The following is a 10,630-nucleotide window of genomic DNA, read 5'->3' as shown; positions in this document are numbered from 1 at the left end:
AGGAACCTTGCTCGCACCTCCTACAACTGCCTGAGTTCGAAAAGTACAAGGCCACCTGATGAACGCCCCGAGGCGTCCACGAACAAAACCCAATTTTGCAGGTCCGACTACATATTTGATTTCGCGGTTGCCGTGCGGGAAAGATAGTCGGTCCCCCAGTGCGCGCCATTCGGTGGAGAGGTCCAGCCATTGCCAACGGGGCGTCCGTTATGATGGAAGTCGAAGAGCGGCGCTATCACGTCCTTCTCGGCGGCTACGGCTGTTTCCACCAACGTGGACTTGATCTGCGAGTCTTTGGCGGCCGCGTCCAGCACGGACTGAATCATGCCGTAGAGCGCCTCTTCGCCGGGCAGCGGCGGTACCATTTTCATCACCAGCGGCAGCTCGTCAAAGTACTTCTCCGGAACCACCCACTTGACCTCACCGGTTCCAGCCGCCGATGGAGGAGGAAAGGACGGCGTGCCCTTCCAGTCCCTGGTCTTCATCTTCCCTGTGAACTCGCTCAACGGATAAACCATGACCTGGCTTAGCAAGGGCTGAATGGCGACCTTGTCTTCCGGCGTATCGTCCTGGAAAATGCGCGGGAAAATCGCAACGAGATTGGTGGGCGATCGATGAACAGCGACAATTCCCGCAGGAACCTTGCCTTTCCAATTCGGGCCGACCAGAGGTGAAATCCCGGCTTGGTTCCATACTGCTTGCCGATTCGACCGAATGAATCCGTGCGCGCATCGGAAAGCTGATAGGTATAAAACCGATTTCCGAAATTCGGCACCTGGATAATCACCGGCGAGGTGTCGAGCGTCATATAGCCGGCGCCATAGACCGTGTCCTGATTCGGGCACGTCACAAAGTTCTCGGCGGAATCGATATAGTCGCTCAGCATGGAAATCTGATTGTGCGGAGAACCGGGGATAACGCCGCCAATCCTGCCTGGCTCCGGTAAATCCTTAACCGCGAGAGAGCGATTGAAGTTGTTCACCAGGGCCCAACCCCAGACATAAGCCAGCCGCCCTACCGTCGCGACGTACTCTTTGATCATAACGGTACCGGGCGGCGTGCTCATGATGTCCGACGCCGATCCGGCTACTGACGCCTGCTCAGCCGCGCCCGCGACGCAACTGGCGCAAACCGCGACACCCACAACAACGTGCTTCAAATTCACACTGACTCCTCGTCGAGATTGGTGAGTAAGGGCCGGATATCATCGCGGTATGCGTGCACTCCCGCAACGGTTGCCTGTCAAAGGCATTTTGAAATGCCTGAGCAGCATTGAACGTTTCTCCGCATAAAAACAAAAGACTGTTCGTATCGATCGGGAAAATGATCAGGCTGCATGCCGGCGTATGGCATTTTATAAAACCGCGCCGCTACTCTATCAAGGATCGTAGGTTCAATGTAATCTGCTCCAGACTTGAAAAACAACCGTTCTGTCAATTGGCGAGGAAATCGTTCTATGCGTTCGACTTTGGCTGTTGCGCTGATGGCGGCGGCGGGAATAGGGCTGGCGGGGTGCCAGCAATCGCCGCCGAAGGAGGGATTCGCAACGACGTCTCAATCGTCCTCTGGCGCCGGAAGCAACCATTACGCGACCCTCGCCGCCCTCCCGTTCGACGGCGGCTATCCGACCCGCGAAGGTATCCGGACGCTTCACGACGAACTCCTGTTCGAGCGCGGGGTACAGAGCTACATCTGGGCGCTGCCTGCCCTGAACATGTACGCCATGAAGCATGGATCGGAAGCGAAGTTCGGCGCCGGCTATAACGTCCTCCCCATCTGGAAAGAGCGCCTCAACGCAAAGACGCTGGTCACCACGCCGAACTCGGATGTGATTTACGCAATGGGATACCTGGACCTGAAACAGGACGGTCCGATGGTCATCGAAGTACCGCCGGGGCTACAGGGCATTCTTGACGACTTCTTTCAACGGCCTATCTGTTCCATCGACAAGATCGACGGCCGGCAATGGTGCGGCGATGTCGGACTGCCCGGTCCCGACAAAGGCAAGGGCGCAAAGTACCTGATCGTGCCGCCGGACTACCGTGGCAAGATCCCGCCAGGCTACCTCGCCTACCGCTCGCGGACCTATAACGTATTCGTGTTCTGGCGAGGCTTCTTCAAGGACCCGAAACAACTCGAAGCGCCCGTCAAAGTGATGGAGCAGACACGCATCTATCCGCTTGGGCAAAAATCGTCGGCCAAGGCGATGGTGTTCCCCGACGCGTCGGGTGTCCCCGTGAATATGCTGTATCCGAAGGACGCTTCGGCGTTTGACATGCTTTCGCGGTTTATCGATAGCGAATACGTCGATCCGCAAGACATGGAAATGCGCGGCATGCTGGCCGCGCTGGGCGTTGTCAAGGGTCAGCCTTTCCGGCCTGACGAACACACGCGGACATTGCTCGACAACGCCGCGAAGACGGCGAGCAAAATGGGCCTCGCGGGCTCGTACGAGCCGCAGAACATCGTGTCGAATGCGAAATGGTACGACGACCGCCGCTGGCTCAACGTGTTCCCCGGCAATGCCACCTTCACAGGCGATTCCTTCAACTATATCGATCCACGCACGGGCTTCTTCACTAACGCCTATTCGGCAAGCCCGGGTATGGCGGTGAGCATGGAGAACGTCGGGGCGAAATATCCGGCCACGTTCGTCGACTCGAATGGCGACTTCCTGGAAGGTCAGAACAGCTATCGGGTCAATCTGCCAAAGGGCGTTCCCGCCGCGCTGTTCTGGTCGGTCACCGTCTACGACTCGATGACAGCGTCCGGCCTCGATAATGGCCAGCCCTTTCCATCGATCAATACGATGGATCATCCGGCCCAGAACACCGACGGCTCTACGGACATCTATTTCGGGCCCGATTCGCCCGGGCCGGGAAAGAACTGGCTGAGGACCTTGCCCGGCCAAGGCTATTTCGTGATCCTGCGGATATACGGACCAACCAAGGCATTCTTCGACAAGACCTGGAAGCCGAGCGACGTGGAAAAGTTGCGCTAACTGGCAGCGCATTTTGTCGTTCAAGCCTCAATCGCCCCAAATCCGGCTCTCGGCCTTGTAACCCGCCTCGGAGGCACGGTGTCGAAGGACACCCGGTGGGTTGAGAGTATGTATGCGCTGAGAATCAGCCCGGCCTTCGCGGGCACGATGCTCCGAAAGACAGGAAGGGAACTTGAAGCTGCCTTACAAACGGAGACAACGGAACGTCCGCAAAGGCCGATTTGGATGAGGCGCGGTGACCGCTCGGACGGACAGACTCCGCTTGCGGGCACCGCTACGTTGTTCAGCGGCGATCAACGTCGACCTTTTTGACCATTGATCTGCGCAGTTCAATCTGCGCGGTAACCGCTAAAATTGCGGTTTTAGCCCGGAATACGTGCATGTCTTTTGCCTCGCTTGGCCTGATCGATCCGTTGCTGCGTAATTTGCAGGGCCTCAATTATCAGACACCTACGCCGGTGCAGACCAAGGCGATTCCTGCTGTGCTCAGTGGCAAGGACGTCATGGCTGCGGCACAGACCGGCACTGGCAAAACGGCGGGTTTTGCGCTGCCGCTGTTGCAACGGCTGGTGCAACACGGCCCCGCGGTGTCCAGCAACCGTGCGCGTGTCCTGGTGCTGGTGCCCACGCGTGAACTGGCTGAACAAGTGCTGCAAAGCTTTCTCGATTACGGCAAAGGCCTCGACTTACGATTTCTGGCCGCCTATGGCGGTGTGAGTATCAACCCGCAGATGATGAAGTTGCGCAAAGGCGTGGATGTGCTCGTTGCCACGCCGGGCCGTTTGCTAGACCTCAATCGCCAGAACGCAGTGCAGTTTGATCAAGTACAAACGCTGGTGCTGGATGAAGCCGACCGCATGCTGGATCTGGGCTTTGCGCGCGAACTCAACGCCGTCTTTGCTGCCTTGCCCGCTCAGCGCCAGACCCTGCTGTTCTCAGCCACGTTTACCGATGATATCCGCGCCATGGCGGCGAGCATTCTGCGCGGCCCGGTCAATATCAGCGTCAGCCCGCCCAATGCCACGGCCAGCAAGATCAAGCAATGGGTGGTGCCGGTGGATAAAAGGAACAAGCCTGACCTCTTCATGCACCTTGTGGCTGAGAACAATTGGGAGCACGCGCTGGTGTTTGTCAAAACCCGCAATGGCGTGGATTACCTGGCGGCCATGCTGGATGAAGCGGGCTATGCGGTCGACACCATCCACGGCGATAAGCCGCAACCCGCGCGCCTGCGTGCGCTGGAGCGCTTCAAGACAGGCGAAGTGCATATGCTGGTAGCCACCGATGTGGCTGCGCGCGGGCTGGATATCGACGACCTGCCGCTAGTGATCAACGTTGATCTGCCGATCGTGGCGCAAGACTATGTGCACCGGATTGGCCGTACCGGCCGCGCGGGCGCCAGCGGCGTGGCGGTGTCCCTCGTGTGCGCCGATGAAGCGCCGCAACTTGCTGCGATTGAAGCGCTGATCCGGCAAACGCTGCCTCGTGAAGAAGAGCCGGGTTTCGAAGCCGAACATCGCGTGCCGCAAACCAGCGCGACGGGCCAGATCATCAAGAAGCCCAAAAAGCCTAAGAAGCCCAAAATGCCGCAAGCTGCGCCGGGCGCCATGCAGGTGCTCAGCAGAAAACCGAGCCCGCAGATTGGCGAAAACAGACGCAAGGCTCCGGCGCAGCGCGCTGAGGCCACGGGTAAAGGCACAAGCTTGTCCAGCGGTAATCCATTCAGCATGCAAAAGCCACGCAGCAAACCCGCCAGCAATCCAGCTGCGGGCTCACGTAAGCCGGCTGGCAAACCCGCTGGTGGCCGCAGGAAACGCCGACCCTGATCCGTGGGGATGAGTAACGCCGACCCTGGAACAGGCTGGAGGTTTGCGGCCCGCTGGCAGGCAGCGGCGCGGCTTCGGCTTGCATCAGGCCGGCGGGTAACGGCGCACTGAATCTAGGATCCTTAACAACTTCGGGGTCGAACGGACGTTGAAATCGTGCGTAGCGAGGGTCCGATCGAGATCGTCTTTGGCAAATGTGTTCGCTTCTCACAAGAAAGGAAAGCCGTCATTTGATCGGCTCATCGCGAACTCTCGCCTTAGGTCGAGTGCGGGAGTTCGTGCCACGGTAGCCGCGGTTGCCCTGTGCTCGAGATGCGGGCTTCGGCTCCCGGCCACAAGCGGCCGCTCGCGTGTCGCATTGCGCTACCTGGAAGCGGTCATTCGGAATGGATTTTCGTCTATCATTCATCAAATCGCAGCAATGGCTTGCGGCCGCATAAGGTGTTTAAGCACTTCACACCAGACCTGACATGCGCCAAATGGCGACGAAAGCAGGTTGAGAAAATCAAGTATCGATGCCAGTGTGACGGTTCGTGTCGCACGGAGGCCAATCGTGACTACATCGAATGCAGGCAGCACTGCCACATCCGGAATCAAACGGATACTTATCGCAGTTGACTCGTCATCTGTGTCCGGCCGTGCGGCGGGGTATATTCGCTACCTGGCGACAACTGGTGTGCAAGTGCGCGTCATCAGTGTCGCTGAGAACCCTCGTACCCTCTTGCCCCTAGGCTCAATTGCTGAGGCTGGACTGCAGGCGGTTCGCGAGGGACTGTTGCGCGAAGCACGCGAAGCGGCTGCTCATGCGAAAGAGTCGCTCGCGAAAGCTAATGCTGAGGTCGAGGCGGATGTAATTGAGCTTTCGACGCATAGCGGCGACACCGCTAATGTTTTGATCGACGCAGCAACCGAATGGAAAGCCGATCTGCTCGTCGTGGGTGCGCGTCAACGTCACGGCCTATTGCGGTGGGTCGAAGGAACCGTATCCGAGCCCGTGACAACGCAGACTCCCTGCTCGATCCTGATTGTTCCTGCAAGCTATGACGCCGAGATACCCGAGTTCCCGCGTCGCATCCTGTTCGCGCTTGACGGGAGTCCTGCATCCCTGGACGCCATGCGATTCGGACTGCAACTGGCGACACCGGAGGCACATCTGCGCGCCGTCTACGTCATCGACCGAGCTGTCCGGCTGACCGACTTTGTACCGATTCATCTCCTTGAGGATGCGTTCATGGACGAAGGTAGGACCGCGCTGGCCAATGCAGCAGGCGTCTTCGCCAATCTGTCCAACCATGTTGAAACCGGGCTTCTCCGTACGAAACCTGCCAGTGATGACGTGCCCCACAAGATTGTCCGCGAGTCTGAGCGGTGGCACGCCGACCTGGTAATCGTCGGCACACACGGTCGACGCGGTGTCGCCCGTTGGTTTCTCGGGAGCGTCGCAGCCCGAACTGCGCGCATCACCCATACCCCATTGTTGCTTGCTCGCCCAAGGCTGCACTCTTGATCCTGAATGAGCAGAGTCGGATTCTCTTGTTCGATACTTGAGAGCAGGATCATGGCGCCTGCTGTTCCGAGTGGCGTCGATCTCGGCACGATAGTGACGCACCGCGTCAAGCTCGACGACATCGAGAAGTCCTGCGATTTGTTTGACCATCAGCGCGACGGCGTGCTGAAGGTTGCTATCACGCATTGACCTATGAGACAGACAGCACTCGTCGCGGGCCGACGTTCGTCGGCGGGTCCGGCATCGCGACTCAGACCCAGCCGCCCGTGACACCGCACACACTGGACGCCGAGGCGGTAGCGGTGCTGCTCGACGTCCGCCCTGAAACCGGGCTCAGCGGCCAGGAGGCGCTTGAACGCCTGTCTCGTGTGGGCCCAAACCGCTTGCCGCAAGCACCTCCACGCTCGCCCTGGAGTGTGCTGCTAGCGCAGTTCCGGAGCGTCCTGATTCTGATCCTGCTGGGGGCGGTGGTCTTGGCGGCGTTGGTCGGCAGCACGAAGGACGCGGTGGTGATCCTGGCCGTAGTGGTGATCAACGCGCTCGTCGGCTTCTACCAGGAGTACCGCGCCGAGCGCAGCCTGGCCGCGCTGAAATCGATGCTGCCCAGCAAGGCCCGAGTGCGGCGTGACGGCGTCAGCCACGAGATCGTTGCCGACGACGTGGTGCCCGGCGACGTCTTGCTGCTCGAGGCGGGCGACCGCGTGGCGTCCGACGGGCGCCTCTGGCTGGCCGCCGGGCTCGAGATTGACGAATCGGTGCTGACCGGCGAATCCCAGCCGGCCGGCAAGCAGACTGCTCTGCGAGTGGCGGCCGATGCGCCGCTGGGTGACCGGCTCAACCTGGTATACATGAATACGCTGCTCACGCGCGGACGGGCGGAGGTCTTGGTCACGGCGACCGGACCGAGCACGGAGATGGGACGCCTGTCACAAGAACTTGCAGCTACCGAGGAGGTCGCCACGCCGTTGCAGGTTCAACTGGACCGGCTCGGCAAACGCCTGGGTGCCATCGCGCTGACACTCGTGGGACTGCTCTCGTTTCTGCAGTTCCTGCGCGGGGCGGATCTCGTCCACGTCGCGCTCGACGCAATCGCACTGTCGGTCGCCGCCATGCCCGAGGGCCTGCCGGTGGTGGTAACTGTTACCCTCGCGCTCGGCATGCACAAGATGGCGCGCCAGCATGCAATCGTCAAGCGTCTGGCCAGTGTCGAGACGCTGGGCTGCACCACTGTCATCTGCTCCGACAAGACGGGCACGTTGACGCTCAACCAGATGACCGCACGCACCTTCGTCTATGACGGGCAACGCTTCGATGTGTCCGGAGAGGGGTATCGGACGCACGGCGAGATCACGCGGTCGGCGGGGCACGCCATCGACGTCGATCTCGCTCCGCTGATGGTGCCGATGGTGGCCTGCAACGACAGCCGCTTCGACGACGGCAAGGCGATCGGCGACCCGATGGAGGCGGCGTTGTTGGTGCTTGCCGCCAAGGGTGGGATCCTGTGCGACTCCGTCGAGCGCGCGCTGCCGCGCCTGGCCGAGTTGCCATTCGATTCGGCGCACAAGTTCATGCCCACCTTTCATCGCGATGGCGATCAGATCAAGGTGTTCGTCAAGGGAGCGCCCGATGTACTGCTGGCACGATGCACACGTTGGAAGGTGGCCGGTGCCGAGGCAGCGTTTGGTACTGCCGAAGCAGCCAAGATCGATGCGGACTATCAAGCTCTGGCCGGACGTGGATTGCGGGGCCTGCTGATCGCATCGCGCACATTGTCTGCCGCTGCGTTTGACATTTCCCGCGATCTCTCGATCTGGATCGCCGAACTGGACTTCGTGGGACTGGTCGGGTTGATGGACCCGCCACGGCCCGAGGCAATGCATGCGATCACCGAATGCCGCCAGGCGGGCATCGTAGTCAAGATGATCACTGGCGACCATCAGGCGACTGCATCGGCTATCGCCTCCGAGTTGGGACTGCACGGGCGCGCGGTGTCAGGCGCAGACATCGATCGCATGGACGCGGCGCAACTGGCCGCAGCGATCGAAGAGGTCGCCGTGTTCGCCCGAGTGACCCCCTCGCACAAGGTGAAGATTGTGCGCGCTTTGCAGGCTAAGGGGCACGTCGTGGCAATGACGGGGGACGGCGTCAACGATGCGCCGGCACTGAAGCAGGCGGATGTCGGTGTCGCGATGGGTATCAGTGGCACGGCGGTGGCCAAAGAGGCCGCCACCATGGTGCTGATCGATGACAACTTCGCCACCATCGTTCGCGCAGTGCGCCAGGGCCGCACGCTGTACGACAACATCCTGAAATTCGTTCGCTTTCAGCTCTCGACAACAATAGGGGCGATTCTGAGCGTCTTCTTTGCACCGCTCGCCGGCTTGCCGGAGCCGTTCACCGCAATACAGATCCTTTGGGTCGCTATCATCATGGACGGTCCGCCAGCGGTATCGCTCGCGATGGATGGCGCGCGCCCTGGCATCATGAGCGAGCCGCCACGCCATCGCGATGAGCCGGTTCTTCCCTTGGCGCGGGTGCTGCGGATTGCCGCCTACGGCGTCACGATGATGGTGGGCACACTGACGGTCTTGTACTACGGCATGCGCACGGGCAGCGAGGCGCGCGCCCTGACGATGGCGTTCACGACCTTTGTGCTGTTCCAATTTTTCAACGCGTTCAATGCGCGCAGCGAGAGCGGCTCCGCGTTCAACGCGCGCTTTTTCCACAACCGAATGCTATGGATATCTCTGGTCGGCACGCTGGCGCTGCAAGTCGTCGCTGTGCACTGGGCGCCGGCCATCAGATTCTTCGGCACGACTGGCATGGCCTGGGGTGACTGGGGTGTTGTCATTGGCGTCGCATCGACGGTCCTGCTGTTCGAAGAGACCCGCAAGCTGACAGTTCGAGTGTTCCAAAGGCGGCAGCGTTAGCGTGGACCCGATGATCGTGGGACGCGAGCCCAGCGTTTGTCTTAAACTCGTTTCACCAACCTCCGGTTCACTCATAAATTCTGAAATCTTGAAGCGCCATAAGGCGGACGGTGATGACTGACTGAAACGGGTCGATCTGCGACCATTGCCTTCTCAGCGTCGTATCGTGGCAGCCGGGGGACTTTATTCGTTCGCCACCGGCCACACCAGAACGCACGATGGATTCGCCCTGGCTCGATCGACGGGGTAGCCGTTATATGTCACCTTGAATGCTGCGGACGATCATCTATGTTGTATCTGTGATGTGGCGAACGACTCACTTTTTCGCGAGTCGGCGCTCGACCTCTCGCACGGGCGAGACCGATCTGATGCCCGATGCATATCCCTACAAGGAGTGACCGATGGACTCGGTTTCTGCGGCTCCTCGTGACCAGTCGGTACCTCTGCGTCTGACGCCGGAATTGGTGGCTCTGACCGCGCACAAGGTCGAAGACCGAGGGCCGCCCACAGGGGTCGTCGTTCACAGCGAATCTGATTACGAGACTTCACTGCAGGCGTTCCTCACCGCCGGTGCGTGGCAAGGGCAAGACATCTGGGTGTTCGCTTATGGTTCGCTGCTTTGGAACCCGGCCCTCGAAGTTGACGAGCAGGTGGCAGCGGTTTTGCCCGGCTGGCATCGCGCCTTTTGCATTCGACTCACGCGGTTTCGCGGTACCCCCGAACAGCCGGGATTGATGATGTCGCTCGTTTCGGGTGGCAGTTGCCGTGGCGCTCTATACCGAATCGCTGGATCCCGGGCTCTCGAAAACCTTCGCAAGTTGTGGCGACGGGAAATGACCGTCAAGCCGCCGACCAGTCCGCCACGATGGGTGACTGCGAAGGCGGGGCAGGCTGCGGTAGGGGCAATCGTCTTTGCCGCCGATCGCCAAGGGCACAACTTTGTGACGGGTATGACCGACGAGGAAATCGCGTGCGTGCTGTGCAAGGCCGTCGGACACTGGGGGTCCGGGGCCGAATACCTCATGCAGACTGTTGATCACCTGGAGCACCTCGGCATCCGGGACACCAATCTCTGGCGCCTGCAGCGACTTGTGGCGCAAAAGCTTGTGGACCTACAAGTCATTGGTAGGTAGCAGATTGACTAACCGGTTCGAGTTCACACGACACGCGAAGGTGCGCTACGTCTTTCGTCGATAGGCGCTACCCGGCCCAGACCGTGTCAAAACGCCATTTGGCGCGGTAAAATAGCTCATCCGATAGCGAAGGATGAGCGAGATGAAGCGGTTCGCTCAAGGCGACAATCGTACACAAAGCTTTCTCCTCCCAGAAGCACTTGACGACTACGTGACGGACACCAACCCCGTGC

At 60.2% G+C, this 10,630-nt stretch carries 6 protein-coding genes and 2 pseudogenes; 6 read left to right on the top strand and 2 right to left on the bottom strand.

The annotated features are described in order from the left end of the window. Window positions 1–107 precede the first annotated feature (107 nt). Both AWB81_RS46595 and AWB81_RS49295 read right to left on the bottom strand, forming a co-directional pair. Window positions 108–485, bottom strand: coding sequence for a DUF1254 domain-containing protein (locus AWB81_RS46595; protein ID WP_235026107.1), 378 nt, complete (start codon window positions 483–485; stop codon window positions 108–110). Window positions 486–566: 81 nt separating this feature from the next. Next, window positions 567–886, bottom strand: a pseudogene (locus AWB81_RS49295) (DUF1254 domain-containing protein); the annotation flags it as partial. Between the two features lie 528 nt (window positions 887–1,414). Here AWB81_RS49295 and AWB81_RS37470 point away from each other — a divergent pair. The 6 genes and pseudogenes from AWB81_RS37470 to AWB81_RS37445 all read left to right on the top strand — a co-directional run bounded on the left by AWB81_RS37470 (window position 1,415) and on the right by AWB81_RS37445 (window position 10,397). Continuing rightward, window positions 1,415–3,001 carry a DUF1254 domain-containing protein gene (locus AWB81_RS37470; RefSeq protein ID WP_235026106.1) on the top strand — a complete coding sequence of 529 codons (1,587 nt, stop codon included), beginning with the start codon at window positions 1,415–1,417 and terminating at the stop codon, window positions 2,999–3,001. 380 nt (window positions 3,002–3,381) lie between these two features. Beyond that, on the top strand, window positions 3,382–4,827 hold the full coding sequence (locus AWB81_RS37465) for a DEAD/DEAH box helicase (protein WP_062643035.1): 1,446 nt from the start codon (window positions 3,382–3,384) through the stop codon (window positions 4,825–4,827). Window positions 4,828–5,380: 553 nt separating this feature from the next. Continuing rightward, the gene (locus AWB81_RS37460; RefSeq protein ID WP_062643033.1) at window positions 5,381–6,334 is read left to right on the top strand and encodes a universal stress protein; all 954 of its coding nucleotides are present in this window, start codon (window positions 5,381–5,383) and stop codon (window positions 6,332–6,334) included. A 69-nt stretch (window positions 6,335–6,403) separates the two neighbouring features. Next, window positions 6,404–6,523: pseudogene (locus tag AWB81_RS37455) on the top strand (NAD(P)-dependent alcohol dehydrogenase); the annotation flags it as partial. Between the two features lie 77 nt (window positions 6,524–6,600). Further along, a complete protein-coding gene (locus AWB81_RS37450) occupies window positions 6,601–9,264 on the top strand; it encodes a cation-translocating P-type ATPase (RefSeq protein WP_200822607.1) in 2,664 nt (887 codons plus the stop codon). Window positions 9,265–9,665: 401 nt separating this feature from the next. Then, window positions 9,666–10,397 (top strand): gamma-glutamylcyclotransferase, encoded by a 732-nt coding sequence (locus AWB81_RS37445; protein ID WP_062643028.1) that lies wholly within the window; start codon window positions 9,666–9,668, stop codon window positions 10,395–10,397. Window positions 10,398–10,630: the final 233 nt, after the last annotated feature.

The sequence above is a fragment of the Caballeronia arationis genome, assembly GCF_001544975.2.
In the GTDB taxonomy this organism is placed as follows: domain Bacteria; phylum Pseudomonadota; class Gammaproteobacteria; order Burkholderiales; family Burkholderiaceae; genus Caballeronia; species Caballeronia arationis.
The sequence above is the reverse complement of the archived record's forward strand: the minus strand, read 5'-3'. Positions and strand labels throughout refer to the sequence as shown.

Bases quoted from the DNA above. Each gene is read 5' to 3' on its own strand.
- AWB81_RS46595 (WP_235026107.1), bottom strand. From the start codon at position 485: ATGAAGACCAGGGACTGGAAGGGCACGCCGTCCTTTCCTCCTCCATCG.
- AWB81_RS37465 (WP_062643035.1), top strand. From the start codon at position 3,382: ATGTCTTTTGCCTCGCTTGGCCTGATCGATCCGTTGCTGCGTAATTTG.
- AWB81_RS37445 (WP_062643028.1), top strand. From the start codon at position 9,666: ATGGACTCGGTTTCTGCGGCTCCTCGTGACCAGTCGGTACCTCTGCGT.